General features: G+C 62.9%; 22 protein-coding genes and 1 tRNA gene. 15 read left to right on the top strand and 8 right to left on the bottom strand.

Features of this window, described 5'->3' with window-relative positions; translation table 11 throughout:
* Positions 1–315: 315 nt before the first annotated feature.
* Positions 316–810 carry a hypothetical protein gene (locus NLN62_RS43740; RefSeq protein ID WP_027523730.1) on the top strand — a complete coding sequence of 165 codons (495 nt, stop codon included), beginning with the start codon at positions 316–318 and terminating at the stop codon, positions 808–810.
* 154 nt (positions 811–964) lie between these two features.
* Here the strand turns inward: NLN62_RS43740 and NLN62_RS43735 are convergent, their stop codons facing one another.
* Positions 965–2,596, bottom strand: a complete 1,632-nt coding sequence (locus tag NLN62_RS43735; protein WP_254112836.1) for a winged helix-turn-helix domain-containing protein — start codon at positions 2,594–2,596, stop codon at positions 965–967.
* 251 nt (positions 2,597–2,847) lie between these two features.
* Between NLN62_RS43735 and NLN62_RS43730 the strand changes: the two genes are divergently transcribed.
* Positions 2,848–3,222, top strand: a complete 375-nt coding sequence (locus NLN62_RS43730) for a hypothetical protein (RefSeq protein WP_254112834.1) — start codon at positions 2,848–2,850, stop codon at positions 3,220–3,222.
* Positions 3,223–3,405: 183 nt separating this feature from the next.
* Positions 3,406–3,954: a hypothetical protein gene (locus tag NLN62_RS43725; RefSeq protein WP_254112832.1), complete on the top strand. Its 549-nt coding sequence runs from the start codon at positions 3,406–3,408 to the stop codon at positions 3,952–3,954.
* A gap of 31 nt (positions 3,955–3,985) precedes the next feature.
* On the opposite strand, the gene NLN62_RS43720 is transcribed toward NLN62_RS43725, so the two are convergent.
* The 3 genes from NLN62_RS43720 to NLN62_RS43710 form a co-directional block, all read right to left on the bottom strand.
* Entirely contained in the window at positions 3,986–4,513 is a 528-nt protein-coding gene (locus NLN62_RS43720; protein WP_254112830.1) for a DUF3859 domain-containing protein, read from the bottom strand.
* Between the two features lie 165 nt (positions 4,514–4,678).
* Positions 4,679–6,274, bottom strand: coding sequence for a M14 family metallopeptidase (locus NLN62_RS43715; protein WP_254112829.1), 1,596 nt, complete (start codon positions 6,272–6,274; stop codon positions 4,679–4,681).
* Positions 6,275–6,382: 108 nt separating this feature from the next.
* A tRNA-Gln gene (locus NLN62_RS43710) sits at positions 6,383–6,456 on the bottom strand.
* A gap of 305 nt (positions 6,457–6,761) precedes the next feature.
* Here NLN62_RS43710 and NLN62_RS43705 point away from each other — a divergent pair.
* From NLN62_RS43705 to NLN62_RS43680, 6 genes are all read left to right on the top strand, one after another.
* The gene (locus NLN62_RS43705) at positions 6,762–7,127 is read left to right on the top strand and encodes a DUF1428 domain-containing protein (protein WP_254112827.1); all 366 of its coding nucleotides are present in this window, start codon (positions 6,762–6,764) and stop codon (positions 7,125–7,127) included.
* Positions 7,128–7,360: 233 nt separating this feature from the next.
* Positions 7,361–8,614: an ABC transporter substrate-binding protein gene (locus NLN62_RS43700; RefSeq protein ID WP_254112825.1), complete on the top strand. Its 1,254-nt coding sequence runs from the start codon at positions 7,361–7,363 to the stop codon at positions 8,612–8,614.
* Positions 8,615–8,677: 63 nt separating this feature from the next.
* Positions 8,678–9,541, top strand: a complete 864-nt coding sequence (locus NLN62_RS43695) for a branched-chain amino acid ABC transporter permease (RefSeq protein WP_254112823.1) — start codon at positions 8,678–8,680, stop codon at positions 9,539–9,541.
* Positions 9,541–10,512: a branched-chain amino acid ABC transporter permease gene (locus tag NLN62_RS43690; protein WP_254112821.1), complete on the top strand. Its 972-nt coding sequence runs from the start codon at positions 9,541–9,543 to the stop codon at positions 10,510–10,512. The genes NLN62_RS43695 and NLN62_RS43690 overlap by 1 nt, the downstream gene beginning before the upstream one ends.
* Positions 10,502–11,266: an ABC transporter ATP-binding protein gene (locus NLN62_RS43685; protein WP_027523739.1), complete on the top strand. Its 765-nt coding sequence runs from the start codon at positions 10,502–10,504 to the stop codon at positions 11,264–11,266. The genes NLN62_RS43690 and NLN62_RS43685 overlap by 11 nt, the downstream gene beginning before the upstream one ends.
* Positions 11,263–11,982, top strand: coding sequence for an ABC transporter ATP-binding protein (locus NLN62_RS43680; RefSeq protein WP_027523740.1), 720 nt, complete (start codon positions 11,263–11,265; stop codon positions 11,980–11,982). Before NLN62_RS43685 ends, NLN62_RS43680 begins: the two co-directional genes overlap by 4 nt.
* 15 nt (positions 11,983–11,997) lie before the next feature.
* On the opposite strand, the gene NLN62_RS43675 is transcribed toward NLN62_RS43680, so the two are convergent.
* From NLN62_RS43675 to NLN62_RS43665, 3 genes are read right to left on the bottom strand one after another with little or no spacing between them, the layout of a single operon-like run.
* Entirely contained in the window at positions 11,998–12,564 is a 567-nt protein-coding gene (locus tag NLN62_RS43675; RefSeq protein ID WP_027523741.1) for an invasion associated locus B family protein, read from the bottom strand.
* A gap of 60 nt (positions 12,565–12,624) precedes the next feature.
* Entirely contained in the window at positions 12,625–15,768 is a 3,144-nt protein-coding gene (locus tag NLN62_RS43670; protein WP_027523742.1) for a multidrug efflux RND transporter permease subunit, read from the bottom strand.
* Positions 15,765–16,937: an efflux RND transporter periplasmic adaptor subunit gene (locus NLN62_RS43665; protein WP_027523743.1), complete on the bottom strand. Its 1,173-nt coding sequence runs from the start codon at positions 16,935–16,937 to the stop codon at positions 15,765–15,767. The genes NLN62_RS43670 and NLN62_RS43665 overlap by 4 nt, the downstream gene beginning before the upstream one ends.
* Before the next feature lie 402 nt (positions 16,938–17,339).
* Between NLN62_RS43665 and NLN62_RS43660 the strand changes: the two genes are divergently transcribed.
* From NLN62_RS43660 to NLN62_RS43635, 6 genes are all read left to right on the top strand, one after another.
* Positions 17,340–17,579: a hypothetical protein gene (locus NLN62_RS43660; protein ID WP_027523744.1), complete on the top strand. Its 240-nt coding sequence runs from the start codon at positions 17,340–17,342 to the stop codon at positions 17,577–17,579.
* Between the two features lie 230 nt (positions 17,580–17,809).
* Entirely contained in the window at positions 17,810–20,218 is a 2,409-nt protein-coding gene (locus NLN62_RS43655) for a TonB-dependent siderophore receptor (RefSeq protein ID WP_254113852.1), read from the top strand.
* 2 nt (positions 20,219–20,220) lie between these two features.
* A complete protein-coding gene (locus NLN62_RS43650) occupies positions 20,221–20,910 on the top strand; it encodes a Fe2+-dependent dioxygenase (RefSeq protein WP_027523746.1) in 690 nt (229 codons plus the stop codon).
* The gene (gene exbB, locus NLN62_RS43645; RefSeq protein ID WP_027523747.1) at positions 20,907–21,857 is read left to right on the top strand and encodes a tonB-system energizer ExbB; all 951 of its coding nucleotides are present in this window, start codon (positions 20,907–20,909) and stop codon (positions 21,855–21,857) included. Before NLN62_RS43650 ends, exbB begins: the two co-directional genes overlap by 4 nt.
* A gap of 3 nt (positions 21,858–21,860) precedes the next feature.
* The gene (gene exbD, locus NLN62_RS43640) at positions 21,861–22,331 is read left to right on the top strand and encodes a TonB system transport protein ExbD (RefSeq protein WP_027523748.1); all 471 of its coding nucleotides are present in this window, start codon (positions 21,861–21,863) and stop codon (positions 22,329–22,331) included.
* 11 nt (positions 22,332–22,342) lie between these two features.
* Positions 22,343–23,161: an energy transducer TonB gene (locus tag NLN62_RS43635; RefSeq protein WP_254112819.1), complete on the top strand. Its 819-nt coding sequence runs from the start codon at positions 22,343–22,345 to the stop codon at positions 23,159–23,161.
* On the opposite strand, the gene NLN62_RS43630 is transcribed toward NLN62_RS43635, so the two are convergent.
* A complete protein-coding gene (locus NLN62_RS43630; protein WP_254113851.1) occupies positions 23,149–23,571 on the bottom strand; it encodes a hypothetical protein in 423 nt (140 codons plus the stop codon). The genes NLN62_RS43635 and NLN62_RS43630 overlap by 13 nt on opposite strands.
* Positions 23,572–23,581: the final 10 nt, after the last annotated feature.

The following is a 23,581-nucleotide window of genomic DNA, read 5'->3' as shown; positions in this document are numbered from 1 at the left end:
ATAGCTCGTCCTCCCGCGGAGGCAGCGCGACGAGGTATTGGCCGCAGGAATAGTCCCAGATCAGGTCGAGGAAGAATTGCATGGTGGCCGTCCCTGTATGATTTTGACGGCCAGCATAATGGACAGTCTGTTTCGAGCGTGTTTCGTGGGTTCGGGGAAAGGGTTTCGTCGGAACCGTTCAGGACGCCGCAGGCGGCGCGGGCCCTCGCACATCCGTTAACCACGCGATCGCAGGTTGTATCGCCGGTTGGGGAGCGCTTGCGGCTCTCCTGCAGAGATGGTCAGCTTGTTCCGGGGAAACGGCTGGAGGACAATATGAAGAAATTGCTTTTCACGATCGCGCTGCTTGCGGGATTTTCAGCGACACCTGCGCTGGCGCAGCAATCCAAGGTCGGCGACTGGACCATCGAGAAACGCTCGCAGGACACCCACTGCAACGCGAGCCGCGGCTACAAGGACAAGGACGACGAGAACCGCGACTATGTGATCGTGCTGTCCTACTCCGACAAGGCGATCGTCATCGTGATGATCTATGACGGCTGGGAGTGGGACAAGGTAGGCGAGATCTTGAAGGCCGATTTCGCTACTGACGACGCCGACATCATGAAGAGCGCCAAGTGGGAGGTCATGGACAAGACCACCGTGCGCGGCATCTTCGAATTCAACCAATCGATCCTCGACAAGCTGTCGAAGGCGAAGCGCCTCACCGTCGATTTCGAGGATGATGATGAGGACAGCATCGAGATGCAGATCCCGCACGCGGGCGAGGTGCTGGGCGCGCTGAAGTTCTGCGAGGAGAACAGGAAGTAGGGGCGAGGGCGGATTCGTCGCGTGATGTCATCGCCTGACCTCACGGCGCCGCAAAGGCACGCGGATGATTCCGTCTAGAATGACCTCGAAGGCCGCTCCCGCGTCAAGAAAAGCCGACATTGAGTGATCACATCAGGTTCATCCGCCTGGAGCTTCACTGGGCCATTGCCCGGGTGTTGCTTTTGCGAAGTCTGTCGAGGTCCTCATCAATCGATAGAGCCATGGGCGTATTGTACGGAGTCATCCGATACGTCTGCAAAGCTGGTGTGGCCGCAACCAGTGCGGGCCACGCTGCCTCCGCCTGGACGGAGTGGCCGGTACGGACCTGTGACGACAGCCAGATCGCCTTGCAGACGCCCAGCGCAGGTGTTCGATCCATACATTCGCGCGCATATCGCAGCGCATTTTCATAATCCTGCACGGAATAGCGCAGCCTTGCCGCTACGATGGCGTAATGCGGTGGGCGTAGCGGGCTCCAGGAGACCGCCTTCTCGAAGGCTTCAATAGCTGCTTGGGTTCGACCGGCATGGTGCTGTGCGACGGCGAGGGCGAGCCAATTGTCCGGATCGCCAGGGCCGAGTTGAGTCGCCCGCTCGGCCGCGCTCACTGCTGCTTCGGGGTTCTTGCTCGAGTCGATCGCGATGGACAGCACTCGCCACGAGCTGGCAAGCAGCGGATCCAGCGCAGTCGCGTGCTCGATATCAGCGATCGCCTGCGGCAAGTCCTGACGACTGAGCCCAGGATCGTGATGGCCAAAGATCAACAATGTCTTCGCCTGTCCGAGATGCGCCCATGCGGGGGCGTAGTTCGGATCAAGGCGGACCGCCTGTTCCAGCTCCTGCCGCGCCTGGCGAAGGGCCTCAGGACTCGGCGCAATAGTCAACGCGATCGCGCGCAGCACGCGCGCGTGCGCATCAAGCGAGGCTGGCGCACGGTTCCGTAACACGGTCCGGTCCGACTCGCGCACGGTTGCACCAAGTGAGGCGCTAATCCGCGAGATCAACGCCTCGGTAACGTCGGGCAAGTCGTGCGCGGTGGGCTCGAACCGGCCGCTCCAGACGATGCTACTGTCGCCGGAAGCGATCAGTTGCACGTTGAGCTGCAGCCGGTCGCCGCGCCTCTCCGCGCTGCCGTCCACGAGGTAGCGAGCGTGGGTCATCGCAGCGATCTGCGCCGGGGACAGGTTCTTGCCGCGAAGCTCGGCTGTGGCGAGGGTTGAGATGATATGCAGGTCGGGGTAGCGCGCAAGGTCGCTGGCAATCATGTAGGCTAATCCGTTGCCGTCCGGACTGCTTTCGCCAGAGGCGTTGAGCACGCGCAAAGGCAGAACTGCAACATCGGCCACCATCCTGTCGTGTGCGTCGCGGCGCCCGGGGGGTGCCCCGGGGAGTAGAAATTGCCAGGCCAGCACGATCGCCACTACCATCATCGCAATGGCGGCGGCCAAGCTATAGAAGCTCCGCACATCGCGCGGTGCCGTGTCGGTCGCGTCGACGATCAGAAGGTAACCACGTCGTGGCATCGTCCGCACGACTTGCTGCCGGGTATCACCGAGGGTGCGCCGGATCTCGACCACGCATTGCACAAGCGAATCGTCGGTCACCGAAACGTCCGGCCAGACTCTCGCACTTAGATCGCGCTTTGTAACCAGCTCTCCGTGCCGGCGCGCCAGTTCGAGCAAAACTGCCAGAGCCTGAGGCCGCAGCTCAACGGCTTGGCCGTGCTGGTCAAACAACTGCGCCTGATCCAAATCGAGCGTATATCCGTTCAGCCGCAGGCAGGCCATGAGCATGCCTCCCACCATCCATCTTAGCGGACCGGCAAGTGCGCCTCAAGGCAACGGCAAAACCTGATTTCGTCTTTCATCGTCCTTTTTCGTCCTGTCTCACCACAGACCTGCGCTACGTTGACAATGAGGGCCGCTGCCCTGAGCCAGCGGTAACCCGAGAAGCTGCAACGCAACAAATAAACGGGCGCGGAGTGTCTCCGGAGCGAACAGCAGGGGGGCAATCTCTTATTTTTTTAAGGAGATTGCAAATGAGGAAGATATTTTCGATGGCTCCCATCACGGCGGCGACGCTGATCGTGCCGCTAGTCTGGCATTTCGCGGCGCACGCGCACGATCATAGTCGCCCCGAACTCAATAGCTGGTTCGAGAGCCTCAAAAGTGGAAAGGGGCCATGCTGTTCCGACACCGACGGCAAGGCGCTATCCGACATCGACTGGGAGGTGAGAGAGGGCCACTACCGCGTGCGCATCGAGCGCCAATGGTGGGACGTACCGGAGGCCGCCGTGATCAAGGAGCCGAACCGCGCCGGTAGGACAATGGTCTGGCCCGTCTACTATTGGGTGCTCGGCGGTAACCTGCGGCGCATCGAAATTCGTTGTTTCATGCCCGGGGTCATGATGTGACCGATTAGCGTTTTCGAACGAAAGCCTGTTCCACAACTGGTAGTCCATTGTTGCCGCTGATCCTTTGAACCCATGCGGGATTTCCGGGACTCAAGTGAAGTGGTTCACATGGTGCGTCCGTGGTCGGGCTGCGGTGCGTACGGAATTCGTGGAGGAAGTATCTCTAATCGAAGAGGTGACCCCATGAGAACCCAGTTCTTGATTGTGACCGTCGCTGCCGCCATCGGACTCGTGGCGACTAATCACGCAAATGCGTGCAGATTGCATCTTCCACCTTTTGAACTTGGGGACTTCCCGATCACCCGGCAGCACCAAGTAGCTCTGCTCGCAGCGGCCCAAGTGGAGGAGAGTACGGTAACGCCAACGCTAATGTTAGCTGGCATCCCCGGTGCCATGCTCGCGCACGATCACAATCGAGCCGATCTGTCGAAGTGGTTTGAGAGGCTCCATGACCGAAAGGGGGATTTGTGCTGCGATGGTAGCGAAGCGATGCATTTGTCGGAGGTGGACTGGGAGATTGACGGCAACCATTACCGCGTCCGCGTGCCGACAACGTCTAGGGGCTTCGAGCGCGCGATGGCCGGCGCCACTAACGTGGAAACCGAGTGGGTTTACGTACCCGACAAGGCCGTCATCGACGAACCGAACAGGGCTAACGTGACACTGGTCTGGCCGCTGTACGGCCCGATGGGTGTGAGCGTTCGCTGCTTCATGCCAGGAACGATGGCGTGAAGCGGACGGCTTGTGTTGCGATCCCGCAATCCTAATTGGCGCTTCGAGCTAGCGTGAACTCCATCTCGGCGACCTTCTGCTCGCCCACCCAGGTCTGCAGTACCCAGGTGCCGGGAACGGCTTCCCAGTCGTCGTCGAGGCTGTAGCCGTGCAGCACAGTGCTGCCGATGGCCCAGCGCTCGGTGACATCGCTGCGAGAGAAGACCTCGCCCGTGCGCGGATTGCGCATGCCGCCGGGTGGGAAGATGGTGATGCTCCGGACCGGCACGAGCGCTCCATCCGGTTCGCCCGTGAGGCGATATTCATAGCCAAAGCGAATGCCCTTGCGCGCCGGAACCGTCGTGGTGCTCGGCGTGAATTGCCAGGCGACGCGATCGATCGTTCCACTCGGCGGTCCCGCTGATTTGTCGGTGGCGAGGACCCTGGCCTCGTAGATCCCGAACTGCGGGATGTCGGCGCCCGTGACCGTCGGCAACTCGGCAGAGCCCGCTTGCGAGAAGATTGCGAGCACGAGGGCTGCCGTCCACCAAACATATCCCCTCGTACGAAGAGCCCGCATTAATGCTGTCCACGGATTGCTAGATACCGAGCCTTTGTCGGGGCGATCAGGTTTCAAGTTCGGTGGAAATCGCAGGTTCTTCGCCGAGTTGCCAGCCGATGGCGGCAATACGTGACGTTACGATGCGGCATATTGCACATTAAGCTTGCGAAGGACCTGAACGCGTTACGGCGTACGATCGAGTCGCGAAATCGACAAGACTTGTCCGTTGGTGGCTGGAACAAACTTGTTGGCGACCAGCCCGGCGTCGCTTTCAGGCTCCAGCAGTGCGACGGCAAGGCCCGATAAGGGCTGATTGAATGGAATGAAGACATCGTCCGGCGTCAAAGCGATATCGGCCTTCTCCAGCGCAAAAGTCCCCTTGATGATCGCTCCGGCACCTGTGTCGTCGCCGCGCACATCTTCCTTCGCTCCCGAAGTAACGTCGGTTGCCCGATAGTGATCGCCTGGAACCACCGCAGCAGTCGCAACGAGCTGAAAGGTCAGGCCAGCCCGCTTGATCGCGTCGATGGCCCGGGTGTTGTCACGGCTGATGAGATAGCCCGCTGGTCGGGGGCGCGTCAGCGCCGGGTCGATCTTCAGCGCCGAGACCCACGTTACCGTGACGGGTTTATCCGCGCCGGTCTTGGGATCGACGAACACCATCTCACGCGATTCGGGATGTCCATGCGCGACGACGACGACGGGCTTGTCGGACGTGGTGGCCTCGATTGAAGCCTGCTTCGACAACTGCATAAATGCGCCGGGATCCTTGGCCGCTAGTTGCAGGATGGCTTCGGCCGCAACGACATGCGTCTCGACCCGCCGCGCCAGATGCGCGCGCCCAAGCCCCACACCGCGGGTTTCCAGCAGGAAGCTGACAGCATTGCGCAAGCCGGCGACGTTGCGCCCGGTATCCGGTCCGATCCCGCCCATTGCGACGGGCGAGTCGCGACGACTGCCGTCGGTCGTGTGATACCAGTCATGCGTCAGACCGTGCGTATCGAAGGCCTGCAGGATCGCCGGAAGGAAAAGCTGGGATTCGGCCTTCTCCAGGCTGGGCGGAAGATTGGGGACCGTGGCGTATTGGATCATCGCGTCGATGCGTTGGACGCCGCCGACTTTCTCGACCCAGCGGCCGCCCACGGTGAATTCGTGGCAATCCAGCACGAGTTGCGGATGGAATTGGTTGAACAGAGCGCCGATCGTCTGGATTTCCGGGGTTCGCAGCAGCGTATGATCCCGGTTGGGGTCCATGCCGTTCGCCAGTCCGCGGACAAACGCGTCAGCGCCATCCGGATTGGCGCGCGGGACGATGATGACGTCGATCGCAGCGAGGAGATCGGCGAGATCGCCGGCGCCGAGGCGCTGCGCTAGAACCAGGGCCGCTTCACCGCCGGCAGGTTCATTGCCGTGCTGCTGGCCGATGATGAGAACCACCGGCTTCGCTCCATTGCCTAACGCGTTCTGATCGCGGGAGAAGAACAGAACGGGGAGCACGCGTCCTTGCTGGGAGCGGGCGCCAATCTCCATCCGCATGGCCGGCGACTTGGCCGCGAGCGCCTCCAGGAAGGCCATCAACTCGCTATGCGAGGTGAAATCCTGCTTTCCGGGCGCAAAGGCCGGCGTGGTGTAGTGCACCTCCGCATCGGGATAGCGCGCGGCGACCTCCGGAGCCTCCTGATAGACGGATGCGGGATTGAATCCCGCAAGCGACAAGGCGGAGGAGGCCAGAAAGACTGCGGCGGCGAACGAGCCGCGGACATAGCGCCGATAAAACATTGGTCACCCCCAGCGACATCGCAACTCTAAAGCAATTGCAGCAGCAGGGCGCCGGGTGATGCGCAGGATATTATCGGCGGTATCGCTGAATAAATTGAAGAATTTCGATGGCTGGGGAACCTGGATTCGAACCAAGACAAACAGAGTCAGAGTCTGTTGTGCTACCGTTACACCATTCCCCAACGGAATTGCCTAACAAATTCAATGATTTATTGAACTGTCGGGCGGCGGCCGGAGGCGCGCGCGGCGCAAATCACGGCTCAGGCGTGGTGGGTTTCTACCCGCTCGCCTCTGGGCTTGCAAGCACTGCTGTGGAGGGGAGTTTCCTTTGGCGCGAAACCAGGCGATCGAAACCGCGACCGGCGAGGGCAGGCGAGGCGGCGGTGCGCGCGACGGTTTGCCCCATCTTCAAAGCCTGAGACCGCGGTCGGGACGTCGTCTCCTCAATCGTCCTCAGGGGCAGGCAACTCGCAGAAGGAGACCCGTGATGCCCTATGTCGATGGTTTCGTGCTCGCCGTGCCAAAGGACAAGGTCGACGCCTACAAGGCGCTGGCGCGAACGGCGTGCGAGGTCTGGATGGAGCACGGCGCGCTCGACTATGTCGAGTGCATCGGCGACGACGTTCCCTATGGCGAGGTGACCTCGTTTCCGCGCGCGGTGATAGCGAAGGAGGACGAGATCGTGGTGCTGTCCTGGATCGTCTACCGCGACCGCGAAAGCCGCGATGCCATCAACAAGAAGGTGATGGAGGATTCCCGCCTGAAGAACGCCGGCATGCCCTTCGACGGCAAGCGCCTGATCTTCGGTGGCTTCGAAACCTTTATCGAGGCGCATCGCGCGGAGTCGGCCTGACCGTCGGCAAAGGTCAGGCGAAACGCGCAACGAGCGCGAAAGCGTGTTCGCGATTGCGACGGGCATAGTCCGCATGTGCCAATGCCGCATTGTGCAATCGCGTTTCACCTTGCCGGTTCCAGAGTGGCATGCCATCCTTCGCGCGCCAGGAAAATCAAATGGAAGCAGGCCGCTCGCCGAAGTTTCCAAGCCTAAAAAATCCGGTCGGGGAAACCCTTTGGGAGGTGTGGTTCATGGCATTGAAGCTCGCTACGCGGCTGCTTTGCGCGGCCGCGATGTCCGTCGTGCTTGCGGGAGGCGCGCAGGCTGAGGACAAGGTCGTCAAGATCGGAGTCATTTTGCCGATGTCCGGCAGCACGGCGTCGATCGGTGCGCATGCCAAGGCCGCGCTCGAAGTCGCGACCGACATCATCAACAACGCCCATCCCGAGCTCGACAAGCTGCCGCTTGCCAAGAACGCCGGGCTCGCAGGCCTTGGCGGCGCCAAGGTCGAGATTGTCATCGCCGACAACCAGGGCAGCCCGGCCACCGGGCAAAACCAGGCACTGCGTCTGATCACGGAAGAGAAGGTGGTCGCGATCCTCGGCGCCTACCAGTCCGGCATTACGCTGACATCGAGCGCGATTGCGGAGAAATACGGCATTCCATACCTGACGCCAGAATCGGTCGCCGCCAATCTCACCGAGCGCGCCTTCAAATGGTTTTTCCGCACCACGCCGATCGCGCCGGATTTCGTTCGCATCTACGACGAATTCTTGACCGACATGAAGGCGGCCGGAGCGAAGACTGACACGATCGCGCTGGTCCATGACAACACCGAATACGGCACCTCCGTCGCCAACACGATCACCAAAGGCTTCAAGGAGAAGGGGCGCACCGGAGTCATCGACGTCGCCTATGCCGTCAACGCCACCGACTTGCAGGCGCAGGTGCTTCAGCTCAAGGAGAAGAAGCCCGACGTCGTGCTGATGATCTCCTACACGTCGGATGCGATCCTGTTTGCGAAAACCATGCAGTCGCTCGACTACAAGCCGCCGATGCTGCTGGCTGACGATGCCGGCTATTCCGATCCGTCCTTCATCAAGGCGGTCGGAAAGCTCTCGCAGGGCGTGTTCAACCGCTCGTCCTGGGCCGTTGGCCCCGCTGGCTCGCCCAGCGCCGTCATCGCCGACATGTACAAGAAGAAGAGCGGCGAGGAGATGGAGGACACGGTCGGGCGCGAGATGCAGGGCTTCTTCGTGCTGGTCGACGCCATCGACCGCGCGGGCTCGACCGATCCTGCGAAAATCCAGGCGGCGCTGAAGGCAACCGACCTCAAGCCCGAGCAACTCATCATGGGCTACAAGGGCGTGAAGTTCGACGAGAAGGGGCAGAACGTGCTGGCGTCGGCCTACATCATCCAGCTTCAGGACGGCGAGAATTACGTCTCGGTGTGGCCGAAGGGCAATGCCGAGAAGGCGCCGGTGATGCCCTACAAAGGCTGGTGACGATGTCGGAGGGGGGACCGGCGGTCCTGCCTTTTTTGTCGGCTTGATAGAGCGGCGCGGCTCATGTCCTTTGTTCTCGTGCAGGTGATCGTCGGCGGGCTCCTGCTCGGTGCCGTCTACGCCCTGTTTTCCTCCGGCCTCACCCTGGTGTGGGGCATGATGAACATCGTCAATTTCGCGCATGGCGATTTCGTCATGCTCGGCATGTACGTCGCCTATGTCGTCTACACCTTGATGGGAGGCGGGCCGCTTCTCGGCGCGCCGCTGGCTGTGCTGGTGCTGGCGACGCTCGGCGTCGTCGTCTATTTCGGCCTGATCCGCGACATCATGAAGGGGCCGATGCTGGCGCAGATCCTCGGCACCTTCGGTCTGGCATTGCTTTTGCGCTATTCCGTGTTCTGGTGGTTCGGTGCCGACTTCAAGTCGCTGCCGCAGAATATCGTAGGCGGCACGTATGCGGTGGCGGGGCTACGCCTAGAGGCGTCGCGGCTGCTTGCCGGCGTCGTCGCGCTGCTGGTTACGCTCGGCCTGCACCTGTTGCTGACGCGCACCTCACTCGGCTCGAAAATGCTCGCGGTGGCGGAGGATGCAACTGCCGCCCAGCTCATGGGTATCCGGCCCGACACGATGCAGGCGATCGCCTGGGCGATTGCGGCGGGTGCGACGGGACTTGCCGGCGCGCTGATCGCGAACTTCTTCTACATCGTGCCGACGGTGGGCGAAACGCTCGGCATCGTCGCCTTCGTCACGGTCTCGCTCGGCGGTTTCGGCAGCGTGCCAGGCGCGCTGGTTGCGGGCCTTCTGATCGGGGTCATCGAGTCGCTGTCGGGCTTCCTGATCGGCGCAGTCTACAAGGACATCGTCGTCTACATCCTGTTCCTGTTCTTCCTGTGGTTCCGGCCGCAAGGCCTGATGGGGAAGATGTGATGCGGCGCCTGCTCTGGCTGTCGGTACTGTCAGCGGTCGCGATTGCCTATCCATTGCTGCTGTCCTCGCCGTTCCAGCAGCGCCTTGGCGCGCTGGTGCTGCTCTATGCGATCGCGGCCTCGGCCTGGAACATCGTGGGCGGCTATGCCGGGCAGGTCTCCGTCGGCCATGTCGTGTTCTTCGGCTGCGGCGCCTACGCGGCGATGGGCGCCTACGCCAAGTTCGGTCTGTCGCCGCTATTCGGCATTCCCGGTGGCATCGTGATTGCGGCGGCGCTGGCGGCCGTCATCGGCGTGCCGACGCTGCGCCTGTCGGGCCACTATTTCAGCATGGCGACGATTGCGGTGGCCGAGACGATGCGGCTGATCGTTACCAACACGGATTACCTTGGCGCGGCGGTGGGCCTATCCGGCCCGACGGTCGCCCGCAACATCTTCGATCTCTCGTTCATCTCGTCGCTGCCCTACTACTATCTCTTCCTCCTGGTTCTTGTGATCACGCTCTTCATCACCTGGTGGATGACGAACAGCCGGATGGGATTCTATCTGCGTGCGATCAAGGATTCCGAGCGTGCCGCGCGCTCGCTCGGTGCGCCCGCGAGTCGCACGAAACTTTACGCGTTCATGCTGAGCGCGGCGCTGACGAGCGTCGCCGGGGCGCTCTATGCGATGATGTTCGGTTTCGTCGACCCCGAGTCCGGCCTCGGCATCCTGATCTCCGTGAAGATCCTGATCATGGCCGCGCTCGGCGGGGCAGGGCTGCTGTTCGGTCCGCTGGTCGGCGCCGCAATCCTGGTGCCGCTGGAGGAAATCTCCAACAGTGTGCTTGGCGGCAAGGGCGCAGGCCTCACCTTCGTGGTCTATGGCGCGATCATCGTACTGATCGCGCGCTTTCAGCCCGGCGGCATCTTGAGCCTTTTCAAGCGCCGGCCCAAGCCGGGAAGCGAAGCGGGAGCGCCTCATGCTCCTTGAAGCGCGCGGCATCACAAAGGCCTTCGGCAGCTTCAAGGCGGTCGACGATGCCTCCGTGACGCTGGAGCAGGGCGATATCCTCGGCCTGATCGGGCCGAACGGCGCCGGCAAGTCGACCTTCTTCAACTGCCTTACCGGCGATCTCAGGACGACCGCAGGCCACGTCCTGTTCGAAGGCCGCGATATCACCGATCTCGCGCCGGAGCGGCGCGCGCAGCTCGGGCTCGCGCGCACCTTCCAGGTGCCGCAGACGTTCGAGGGCATGACGGTGCTCGAGAACGTCATGATCGGCGCGTTCCTGCGTACCAAGCCTCGCGCCGAAGCCGAGGCCAAGGCGCGCGCGGTGCTGGAGCGGGTCGGGATGATCAGGCTAGCGGATGCGCCGGCGCGCTCGCTCGGCACGCCCGGCCGCAAGCGCCTGGAGATTGCCCGTGCGCTTGCCACCGAGCCGAAGCTGCTGCTGCTCGATGAAGCGATGGCGGGTCTCAATGCGCATGAGGTCAGGCTCGCAATCGATCTGGTGCGCGACATCCACCGCGCCGGCATCACGCTTGTCATCGTCGAGCACATCATGGAAGTGATCATGTCGCTGGCGAGCCGGGTGATGGTGTTTCACCAGGGCAAGGAGATCGCCCGCGGCAGCCCGCATGAGGTAACGGCGAACCCGGCGGTGATCGCGGCCTATCTCGGTACGCGTGCCGCCAAAGCGGCTGCCGGCCACACGCCGATCGAACTGATGGGCGGCCCCACATGAGCGGGCTTCTGCTTCGGATCGAGCACCTCGAAGTGCGCTATGGCGACCTGATCGGCGTGTCCGACGTATCGCTGGAAGTCCCCAAGGGCAGCATCGTCGCGCTGCTCGGCTCCAATGGCGGCGGCAAGACCACGACGCTGAACGCGATCGCAGGCCTGATCCCGGTACATTCAGGCACGATCAGCTTTCGGGGCGAGGCAATCGCGGGCCAACGGGCCTTTGCGATCGTGCGCAAGGGGCTTGCGCTGTCCCCGGAGGGCTGGCGGCTGTTCGTGCAGCAGAGCGTCGAGAACAATCTCCTGCTCGGCACGACGCCGTTGCACGACAAGTCGCGCAAGGCGGCGCTGCTCGAGCGTGTCTACGAGATCTTTCCGCGGCTCAAGGAACGCCGCAACCAGCGAGCGGGCACCATGTCGGGCGGCGAGCGGCAGATGCTCGCGGTCGGCCGCGCGCTGATGAGCGACCCGAAACTGTTGATGCTGGACGAGCCGTCGCTCGGGCTGGCGCCGGCGGTCGTGGAGTCCATGTACGAAACCTTCGGCCGCCTGCATCGCGAGGGCCTGACCATCCTGCTCGCCGAGCAGTCGATCGAGCTTGCCCTCGAAGTCTCCGATTTCGCAACCGTCTTGCAGGTGGGCAGAAGCGTCTTGTCCGGCACCGCGACGGCGCTGGCGAACGATCCGCAGGTGCAGAAGGCCTATCTGGGGGCAGGGTGAGACGGACGCGGCCCGTTACTTGATCTTGTCGTAGGCGGCCGCAAAATCGGTGAGCGGCATCGGGATGTTGATGGTCTCCTTGGACATGTTCTGGAAGGAGACCTTCAACTGCTTGCCGGATTTCAGCGCCGCAAGCAGGTCCGCGGAAATCGGCGTCGAGACGTAGCAGCCGCGATTCTCGCAGGTCTGGATCGGCAGGTCGACCGTCTTGCCCTCGTCGACCTGGAGCTTGGCGCCGACGGGGATATTGAGGCCGAGTGGCAGCTGGATCAGCGCCGTGGGTACGCGCGTGTCGGCGGGCACGCGGATGTTGATCAGCACGATGAGCTGTCCCGTCTTGGTCAGCACCGCGTTCTGCTCGATCGCGCATTCCAGCGGTGCATCGCGGCTCGCGCTGGTGCAGCGCGCGGCCCAGCCTGCTTGCGGCGCCGGCGCAACGTCGGCCTGCGGCTGCGCGGCAGGAGCCGCGGGCTGTGCGGCCTGGGGCGGAGCCGCCTTGGATTTGGTGCCCTGGGCGTGAGCGGATCCGCTCCACAGCAAGGCAACCGAAAGGAGGGCGGCAAGATTGGAGCGCATGGACATGAAATATCGCTTTGGCTTGAAAGGAGGGAAACGTGCCGGAATTGGAATTGCGACGCTTGCTTACTCGGCCGCTTCCTTGACCGCGCCGTGTTCGGTCGTCTCGGGTTCGCTCTGCTTGGAACGGCCCCAGCCGGAGAACCAGTTGGAGAGCTCGTCGAGATAGAGATAGACCACGGGCGTCGTGAACAGGGTCAGGGCCTGGCTGACGATCAAGCCGCCGACCATGGCATAGCCGAGCGGCTGGCGGATTTCGGCGCCGGTGCCGTGCCCGAGCATCAACGGCACGCCGCCGAGAAGGGCCGCCATCGTCGTCATCATGATGGGGCGGAAGCGGAGCAGCGCGGCCTGGCGGATCGATTCCGCCGGCGTCTTGTGCTCATCGCGTTCGGCCGCGATCGCGAAGTCGACCATCATGATGCCGTTCTTCTTCACGATGCCGATCAGCAGGATGATGCCGATCAGCGCGATCAGGCTGAAGTCGAACCCGGCCGCCATCAGGATCGCGAGTGCGCCGACGCCGGCCGAAGGCAGGGTCGAGAGAATCGTGATCGGGTGGATGTAGCTCTCGTAGAGAATGCCGAGGATCAGATAGACCACGACGAGGGCTGCCAGGATCAGCAGCGGCACGGTGCCGAGCGACTGCTGGAAGGCCTGCGCGGTGCCCTGGAAGCTCGAATTCAGCGTCGCCGGCGCGCCGAGATCGGCCATCGCTTTCTGCACGGCTTCCGTGGCCTGTCCCAGCGCCATGCCCTGTGCGAGGTTGAAGCTGATCGTGATCGCCGGGAATTGGCCCTGATGGCTGATCGAGAGCGGGCGCACCGGATCGGTCGTCCAGGTCGCAAACGTCGAGAGCGGCACCTGGTCGCCCGTTAGCGGCGATTTCAGGTACAGCTTGTTCAGGCTGTCGAGGTTACCCTGCATCTCCGGCAGGATCTCCAGGATCACGTGATAGCTGTTGAGCTGCGTGAAGTACTGGGTGACCTGGCGCTGGCCGAACGCGTCGTAGAGCGTGTCGTCGATCAACTGCGGCTGGATGCCGTAGCGCGAGGCGGTGTCGCGATTGATCTTGAGCTGAACCGTGGTGCCCTGGGTCTGCTGGTCGGTCGCGACATCGCGTAGCTCCGGCAGCGTCTGCATCTTGGCGAGGATTCGGGGCGCCCAGTCATTGAGTTCGCCGAGGTCGGCGTCCTGCAACGTGAATTCGAATTGGGTGCGCGTCGGCCGGCCGCCGAGTCGAACGTCCTGGGCTGCCTGCATGTAGAGGCGAGCGCCTTCAACCTTGTCGAACTTCGGACGCAGCCGCGCAATGATCTGCTGCGCCGAGGCCTCGCGCTCGTTGCGGGGCTTCAGCGTAATGAACAGGTTGCCGTTGTTGCCGGCCCGGCCGCTGCCGCCGATCGCCATGGCGACGCTGGCGACGTCGGGATCGGCCATGATGATCTTGCCGAGTTCCTCCTGCCGCCGCACCATGTCCTTGAAGGAGATGTCCTGCGAGGCTTCGGAGGTCGCCGTGATCAGGCCGACGTCCTGCTGCGGGAAGAAACCCTTCGGGATCAGAATGAACAGATAGACCGACAGGGCGAGCGTGGCGAAGAAGATCGTGAGCGTGGTGCGGCGCCAGCTCAAGGCGAGGTCGAGAATGTGTTCATAGCCGCGCAGCATCGCGTCAAAGGCGCGTTCGCTCCATTGATAGAAGCGGCCGTGCTTCACCTCGCCATGGGCGCGCAGGAAGCGCGAGGCCATCATCGGGGTCAGCGTCAGCGACACGAACATCGAGACGAAGATCGTCATCGCGAGCACGACGGCGAATTCGCGGAACAGGCGGCCGATGATGCCGCCCATCAGCAGCAGCGGGATCAGCACCGCGACCAGCGAGATGCTGATCGACACGATGGTGAAGCCGATCTCCTTGGCGCCCTTGTAGGCGGCGGCGAGGGGAGAATCGCCGTTCTCGATGTAGCGCGTGATGTTTTCGAGCATCACGATGGCGTCGTCGACGACGAATCCGACCGCGATCGTGAGGGCCATCAGCGACAGATTGTCGAGCGAATAGCCGAACACCCACATCAGGGCGCATGCGCCGAGCAGCGCCAGCGGAACCGTGACGGTGGGAATGACGGTCGCCCAGAAGCTGCGCAGGAAGATAAAGATGACCATGACCACCAGGACGATGGTCAAAAGCAGCGTGAACTGGACGTCCTCGACCGCGGCGCGGATGGTCGTGGTGCGGTCGCTGATCAGCTCGATCTTGATCGCCGGCGGGATCGCGGCCACCAGCCGGGGCAGGGTTGCCTTGATCCGGTCGACCGTCTCGATGACGTTGGCGCCGGGCTGCTTGAACACCACCAGGAACACGCCGCGCTTGCCGTTGGCCCAGGCCGCCTGCTTGGCGTCCTCGGGACCGGTGACGGCCTGGCCGATATCGCGGATTCGCAGCGGCCCGCCGTTGCGATAGGCGATGATGACGTCGTTCCAGTCCTTGGACTGGAGCAGCTGGTCGTTGGCGTAGATGGTATAGGCCCGTTTCTCGCCGTCGATATTGCCCTTGGGGCTGTCGACCGTCGTGATCGCGATCTGGCTGCGCACGTCTTCCAGCGACAGGCCCTTGGCCACCAGCTTCGCCGGATCGATCTGCACGCGAACCGACGGCTTCTGCTGGCCGCCGATGAACACCTGCGCCACGCCGGAGATCTGGCTGATCTGCTGGGCGAGCTGGGCGTCAACTGCGTCACTGACGGTGGTCAGCGGCAGCGTCTCGGACGTCGCCGACAGCAGGAGGATCGGCGAGTCCGCCGGGTTGACCTTGCGATAGGTTGGCGGCGAGGGCAGGTTTTTCGGCAACTGGCCGCTGGCCGCGTTGATGGCGCCCTGCACGTCGTTGGCGGCGCCGTCGATGCTGCGATTGAGGTCGAACTGGATGGTGATCGAGGCTGTGCCCAGATAGCTCGTCGATGTCATCTGGGCGATGCCGGGAATCTGCGCGAATTGGCGCTCCAGCGGCTGGGCGACCGAGGAGGCCATCGTCTCCGGGCTGCCGCCGGGCAGGTTCGCGGTGATCTGGATGGTCGGGAAGTCGACCTGCGGCAGCGGCGCGACCGGCAGCAGGGGGTAGGCGACGAGGCCGACAAAGAGAATGCCGGCCATCAGCAGCGATGTGCCGATGGGATAACGGATGAAAGGTGCCGAAATCCCGCCGTCGTTCATTCCTGTCGAACCTTGTTCTGGCCCGGAGTCGAACTTGCGACCGCCGTAGAGACGAGGCTTCCAGGCTGCACCTTGAACTGACCGCCGGTGATCACTTGTTGTCCCGGGCTAAGTCCTTCATCGATCACCGAGCGTCCATCGATGGAGTAGCTGACCTTGAGCTTGCGCAGTTCAGCCTTGTTCTCCTGATTGACCGTATAGGCGTAGAGACCGTTGGTCGAATGCTGGACCGCGTCGTCGGGGACCACGGTAGCGTCCTTCAGCGTCCGCACCAGAAGGCGCGTCGAGACCGATTGGCCCGGCCACAGCGTGTGGTCCTTGTTGTCGAACACCGCCTTCAGCCGAATAGTCCCGCTGCTCGTGTCGACCTGGTTATTGATGACGGCGAGCTTGCCCTCAGCGAGCGTCTTCTTGCCGTCGGTCGTCAGCGCGATCACCTTGAGCGCGCCGGCCTTCTGGCCCTCATTAATATAAGGCAACTGGTCCTCGGGCGCAGTGAAGATCACCGTGATCGGTTCGATCTGGGCAATGGAGACGATCGCCGTCTGGCTGGAGGCGTTGACGATGTTGCCGATATCGACCTGGCGCAGGCCCGCGACGCCCGTGATTGGCGACTTGACCTGGGTGTAGTCGAGCTGGGTCTGGGCATTGGAGATCGCGGCCTCGTCGGCTGCGATCTGCGCGGTGAGCTGGGCGACGGTGGAGCGCTGGGTGTCGGTCTGCTGCCGGGTCGCGAATTCACCGAGCTTGGTATAGCGCTGGAGGTCGAGATTGGCGTTGGCGAGGTTCGCCTCGTCCTGCTGCTTCTTGGCCTTGGCCTGGTCGAGCACGGCCTGGAAGGGGCGGGGATCGATCTCGACCAGAAGGTCGCCCTGGTTGACGATCTGGCCCTCGGTGAAGGCGATCTTGTCGATCTGGCCGTCCACCCGGGTCCGGACCTGCACGGTATTGAAGCCCTGAACCGTCCCGAGCCCGGTCAGATAGACCGGGAAATCAGCCTGCTGGACCGGTGCGATGGTGACAGGAACTGCGACCGGCCGCGGCGGGCCTTTCTGCGCGGTCTGGGTCTTGGCGGCGTCCGGACCATAGAAGCGTTGCCAGCCGAAGTAGCCTGCCACGGCCACGGCTGCGATGAGGGAAAACCACAGAATCGGCCGCGACTTTTTCATATCGGCTTCGTATCGGCTCGCTTGCCCAAAGGTTGAATTATGGGTCTCTGAAAGAGTTCCGGCGGCAGCCTGTATAATACACGCCAAGTTCCAGTGTAAACAACACTGTCGCTTGAGAATCCTAAACAATCGGAAAGCTTTGCATCCGATCCGGGCTGCGTGCGCACATCGTGAACAGCCGTTCTCTTGGGCAGCCTGTTGGGCACCAGCATCGATCAACGTGCAAAGGTTTCGCGATGCTCGCACGCCGCGTGCGCAATCCGAAGCGGCGCTGACGGGCCAAGACCTTCGGATGCAGTCGCGCCGTCCGAGCCAGAACGGTTCTAAATTGATTGCGCCGTGTTTCCGTTGTCAGCCCATGCGACGTCGTCCATATCAGCGCCCGCACAACGGGAGCGCATGATGGACGAACTGAACGGCAAGATGATCGCATGTCAGATTCTGATCACGGGCCTGATCGCGCGCGTCGCCAACGAGCAGGGCGATCCCTTGCGCTTCCTGACCGACTTTCGCGACGAGATCAAAGCCGTCGTGAAGGGCGTCAACATCGCCGGCATGGACAACACCGATGGCGTCCGTTCGGTCGCACAAGCGACCGTCGACGAGTTGTTCTCGCTGATGAAGCCGCCGAGCAGCGATTGATGCTGCAAACTCCGAGATCACGAGGCGCAGTTTTTCAGTTCTTTAGAACGCTTACAAACTAGCTCCTTAGAACGATTTCAAACTCCAGATTAGAATCGTTTTGATCTGGAAGTATTCAAAGCGTTCTCACGGGTTGCCCGCATTGACCACATATTTTGTGGCCGATACCAACGCCCAACGTTCATCGCGAATGACGCGCATGAGCGATCATGAAAATGGGGCGTGTGGTAATGGGGCAGGTGGTTGCACCGAAGTCGCTGCGATCGTTCGCGGCAATCGATTTCATCGACGAAAGGTTCGAAGGCGGCTCTGGCAAGGCGGCATCAGCCGTTGCCGGATTGATCGCGGTGGCATCGTTCTCGGGCGCCGCCGAGGCGCAGCAGTCGAATCTTCCCCCCGTCAGCGTCGATGCGCCAGTCGAGCGCCCGCGGCCTGCCGCCTCGAAGCCATCGCCGGAGCAGATTCGTGCGCGCAATGCGCTTCGCCGCGCGGCGCAGCGCGAGCAGGCGCAACAGACCGCAGCTGCGCCGTCCCAGAGCGTAGGCGCGCCGGACCGCGATCCCTATGCCGATCCGGCAGCTCCCTACAAGGTCGATCACGTGCAGGCCTCGGGCAAGTTTCCCGAGCCGATTCTGAACACGCCGAAGACCATCACCGTGCTCAGCAAGGAAGTGCTCGAGGACAAGAACACCACGACGCTGAAGGAGATAGGTCGCTCCACCGCCGGCGTGACGCTGGGCTCCGGCGAGGGCGGCAACGCATTCGGCGATCGCTTCTTCATCCGCGGCTTCGATGCGCGCAACGACGTCTTCATCGACGGCATTCGCGATCCCGCCGTTAGCATCCGCGAGAACTTCTTCACCGAGCAGATCGAGATCCTGCGCGGACCGGCTTCGTCCTATGCCGGTCGTGGCACTGCGGGCGGCGCCATCAACATCGTCACGAAGCAGGCCGGCGACGCGAACTTCAAGCGGATGGATACCGAGTTCGGCACCGACATGACCAAGCGCGTTACGCTCGACGTCAACCAGGTCATCGACCCGACTTTCTCGGTCCGCACCGGCGGCCTGTTCCAGGATGCCAACGTCGCCGGCCGCAATTACGTGACCGACAATCGTTGGGGTACCTTCGTCTCGACCAAGTACACCCCGACCAACGACATCAAGATCACGACGAACTACGTCCACACCGATCTCAGCGGTTTGCCGGATTTCGGCGTGCCCTACTACAAGCAGGGCAATGTGCCGGTCACCGAGGCTGGCATTCCGCGCCAGAACTGGTACGGCTTCGTCAACCGCGACTTCCAGACCGCGCGGCAGGACTTCGGCACCGGCACGATCGAGTACAAGGTCAACGAAGCCATCACGCTGAGCAGCAAGGTTCGCGGCGAGCACTCGCTGCTGAACTATATCGGCACGCTGCCGCAGAACCCGAATACGACCAACGTCAATCCGCTGCTCTGGACGACCACGGCCAGTGCGCAGAGCCGCTACCAGAACGTGGACGTGTGGGCCAACCAGAACGAGGCCACGTTCAAGCTCGACACCGGTGGGGTCAAGCACACCGCAGTGTTCGGCGTCGAATATGCGGACGAAAACATCTCGATCGACCGTTACACCGGTCTCTCCTCGGAACTGTTCGGCGGCGGCTCAACGAGCAACGGCGCCGTCCAGAACGTCAATCTCTATTCCCCTCAGTACACTTTTCTCTCCGGCTTCGGCACGCCGTCGCTGGTTGGAAACCCGACGCGTTATGGTGTCAACACCAGCAGCGTCTACGTCATGGACACCGCGAACTGGCAGGACACCATCATCGTCAATGGCGGTGTCCGCTATGATGGCTACAGCCAAAGCTCTTCGACAAACTCGGCTTATCTCAAGCAGAATGCCGATCTCGTCAATTACAACGTAGGCCTGCTCTACAAGCCGATGTCGATCGGCAGCATCTACGCGGCCTATGCGACCTCGGCCAATCCGTTCGGGTCGGAGCTTGACGCAACCGGCACCGATTACGGTGGCGTTCCGGCTAACACGGCTATTCTGCTCGGCCCCGAGCTCAACAAGGCGGCCGAAATCGGCACCAAATGGGAACTCGCCGACCGCCATCTGCTCGTGACGGGTGCACTGTTCCAGACCACGAAGGACAACGCCCGCGAGACCGTCAACGGCCTGCTGACTTCGGGCGCGGCCTACCGCATCCAGGGCATCGACATCGAGGCCGAGGGCAAGATCACGGACCGCTGGAGCATCTTCGGCGGCCTGGTGCTGATGCAGTCGAAGGTCACGCAGAGCGGCATCGCCTCCAACATTGGCCTCCAGCTGGCTAACGTCGCCCACCAGTCGTTCAGCATGCTCACCAAGTACAAGTTCGACGACGGTTGGGAGCTCGGCGGGCAGGCGGTGTATCGTTCCAAGGTCTATGGCGGCACGTTTGCGGCCAACACCGGCAACGAACTGCCGAGCTACTGGCGCTTCGACGCGTTCGTCGAAAAGAAGATCGACAAGAACTGGACCATGAAGCTCTACGCGCAGAACCTGACCAACAAGCTCTACTATGACACGCTTTATCGCAGCGCCGTGCCGTTCGTGGCCGTCGCGCCGGGACGGGCGTTCTATCTGGTCACGACGGCCAAGTTCTGATCATGCTGACCTGCATACCCGGCGTCTTGAGCAAGGATGATGTGGCGGAGTTCCGCCGCATCATGGATGCGAGCGAGTGGGAAGACGGCCGTTCGACGGCGGGTGCGCAGTCGGCGATGGTCAAGCGCAATGAGCAATTGCCGCCGGACAGCGACGTCGCGCGCAAGCTCGGCAACCGCATCATCTCGGCGCTGACGTCGAACCCGCGCTTCCTGGCGGCGGCGATCCCGCTCCAGATCTTCCCGCCGCTGTTCAACCGCTATGCGGCGAGCGGCGGGCACCATTTCGGTCTGCACGTCGACAACGCGATCCGCGGCGATCGCCTGACCGGCCTTCGCATCCGCACCGACCTGTCGGTCACGCTGTTCCTCGCCGAACCGGAGGAATATGACGGTGGCGAACTCGTGATCGAGGACACCTACGGTTCGCACGAAGTTAAGTTGCCGGCCGGCGACTGCGTGCTGTACCCCTCGACCAGCCTGCATCTCGTCACGCCGGTGACGCGGGGCGCGCGGGTGGCGTCTTTTTTCTGGCTGCAGAGCATGGTACGGGATGATCAAGCCCGCAGCCTGATCTTTGACCTCGATACCGCCGTTCAGGCGCTGGCGCAGCGGCTTGGACGCGACGACCCCGAAACGGTCAAATTGACGGGTATCTATCACAACCTCATTCGCTACTGGGCCGAAGTATGAAGACCACAACTTTCCGAGCGAGCCTTTGCCGAGCAAGCCTTGCCGCAGCCGTGATGCTCGCGGTGATCGCCCTCGCAGTCCCCGTTTCGGCACAGCAGCAGGCGGCAACGCCGCCAGCCACATCGCAGCCGGCCGCCACTCCGGCGGCGCCACCAGCCGCAGCGCCTGCGGCGACGGCTGCCCCCATGGCGCCTGCGGCCGAGGCTGCTGCGTCGACTGATGCCGGCCGCACGCTGAAATCGACTGCGCCTGTGATGAAGGAGCTGTCGCCCTGGGTGATGTTCATGTCGGCGGACATCATCGTCAAGGCGGTGATGATCGGGCTCGCCTTCGCCTCCCTCGTCACCTGGACCATCTTCATCGCGAAATCGATCGAGCTGACGCTGGCACAGGGCAGGGTGCGCGCGGCTCTGAAGAAGATCGCCGACGCACGCTCGCTAGCAGAGGCCCAGTTTGCGCTTGGTGCCAAGGAAGGCATCCTGCCGTCATTCCTTGCGGCCGCACTGCGAGAGGCGCGGGCGTCCGCGGGGATTTCCAGCGACGCCGGCATCAAGGAACGCGCCGCCTCGAGCTTTGCCGAGATTGCCCGCGCGGAGTCGCGGCGGATCCGGATCGGCATGGGCGTGCTTGCGACCATCGGCGCCACGTCGCCCTTCGTCGGCCTGTTCGGCACCGTCTGGGGCATCATGAACAGCTTCATCGGCATCTCGAAGTCGCAGACGACGAACCTTGCGGTCGTCGCGCCCGGCATCGCCGAAGCGCTGCTTGCGACCGCGATCGGCCTCGTCGCGGCGATCCCCGCCGTCATCATCTACAATCATTTCGCGCGCATGACGAAGGGCTATCTCGAGCTCGTCAGCCGCGCCTCGGGTGCGGCGGCGCGGCTGCTCTCGCGCGACCTCGACCGCAGCCACGGCAGCGTTCATTCGCGCACAGCGGCGGAGTAGGCGATGGGCGCTTCGATCGCAGACAACGATCTCGATGACGATGCGGACTTCTCCGAGACGCATGAGATCAACGTCACGCCGTTCATCGACGTCATGCTGGTGCTGCTGATCATCTTCATGGTTGCGGCGCCTTTGTCGACGGTTGATCTGCCGGTCGATCTGCCGACCTCCACTGCCACACCGCAGAAGAAGCCGGACAAGCCGACCTATGTCAGCATCAAGTCCGATTTGACGCTTGCCATCGGGGAGAACCCGGTCACGCGTGCCAACCTGGCCGCCTCGCTCGACGGCCTGTCGGACATGGGCAAGGATAAGTACGTTTTCCTGCGCGCCGATCGCACGGTACCTTATGGCGAACTGATGGGCGTGATGGAGTTGTTGCGCTCGGGTGGCTACTCCAAGGTGAAGCTGGTGACGCTTGAAGGTGTCCCGGCCTCTCCGGGGGCGCCCGCGGCAGACTCTGCGAAGCCCTAGAGGCTGTTCTTATGTCCGGTTTCGAGACCGAACCAAAACCATCCCGGCGGCTGTGGGTTCTGGCCGCGGTGGCGGCGCTTGCGCTCCACCTGGGAGGTGCGGCGTTGGCGCTCGCGCATTTGCGGACGGATGGTGGCGACGATGGTCTGGGTGCGGCCGGTGCGGAATTCGCCGTCGAGATGGCTTCGCCCGATGCGCCCGAGTCCGAACTTCTGCCCGGACCTGACACCGATGCCTCGCAGGAACAGCGGGCGATACCCGAACAAAAGGCCGAGGTGAAGGAAACGGAGCTTCCCAAGGACCAGCACCAGGACGTCGACGATGCCGACCGGATCGTCACCGACAACAACGCGAAAAAGCCGGACGACGAGAGCCAGAAGGTAGCGGCCATCGAGACCCCGGCTGCCGAGGCATCGCCGCAATCGGTAGCCACGGCGCGGCAGAAGCTCGATGAGGCTGCGCGCGAGGCCGAGAAGGCCGTGGCGCCGGTGCTCGGGATCGGCAAGGACATCCTGAAGCTGACTGCCGACTGGAACCGCAAGATCAGTGCGCATTTCAAGCTGCACCAGGTCTACCCGGAGGGGAAGGAGCCCAAGTCCCAGAAGGTCAAGGTCACCCTGGTCCTCAACCGCAAAGGCAACGTGCTTTCGGTCGATGTGGTGGAGTCCTCGGGAGACGATGCCTTCGATGCGGCGGCGGTCTCGATGATCCGTCGCTCGGATCCCGTGCCGCAACCGCCGGCAGGACTGACGGATGAAAAGTTCGAGCGCACGCTCGACGTCACCTTTCCGCCGCGCGAGACGAAGAAGAAATCGGCTCAGCGCCAGTAATAGCGGATCGCGACGTAGACCACGACCAGGCAGGCGAAGATCAGCGCCACCGGCAGCGGCCGCTTCTCGGTTCCGCCGAACGCCGTCACCCCGAACGTGCCGGCTTTCTTCGGCTTGGGCGGCGGGCGGCGGAAGGCGGTAACATTGTCCTTCACGGGCTCGCTGGCCCGGGGACGAACATCAGGCGGAGTTCCGGCTCCGCCCATTTCGGCATAGTACGCCTTGTAGACCGAGGTGATGGTGGCCTCGGTGGCCTCGTCCTCATTCGTCTGCTCCAGCAGCTTCTTGTAGCTCGCGAGGAACTCCTGGGCTTCCGGAGGCAGCGCAGACAACCCGTTGAGCTTGGCCATCATCTTCCAGGTGGCGAGATCGGCGCGGGCGCGGGTGTCGGCTCGTCGCGCGATCAGCATGTCGGCAGCT

The sequence above is a fragment of the Bradyrhizobium sp. CCGUVB23 genome (genome assembly GCF_024199885.1).
In the GTDB taxonomy this organism is placed as follows: domain Bacteria; phylum Pseudomonadota; class Alphaproteobacteria; order Rhizobiales; family Xanthobacteraceae; genus Bradyrhizobium.
The sequence above is the reverse complement of the archived record's forward strand: the minus strand, read 5'-3'. Positions and strand labels throughout refer to the sequence as shown.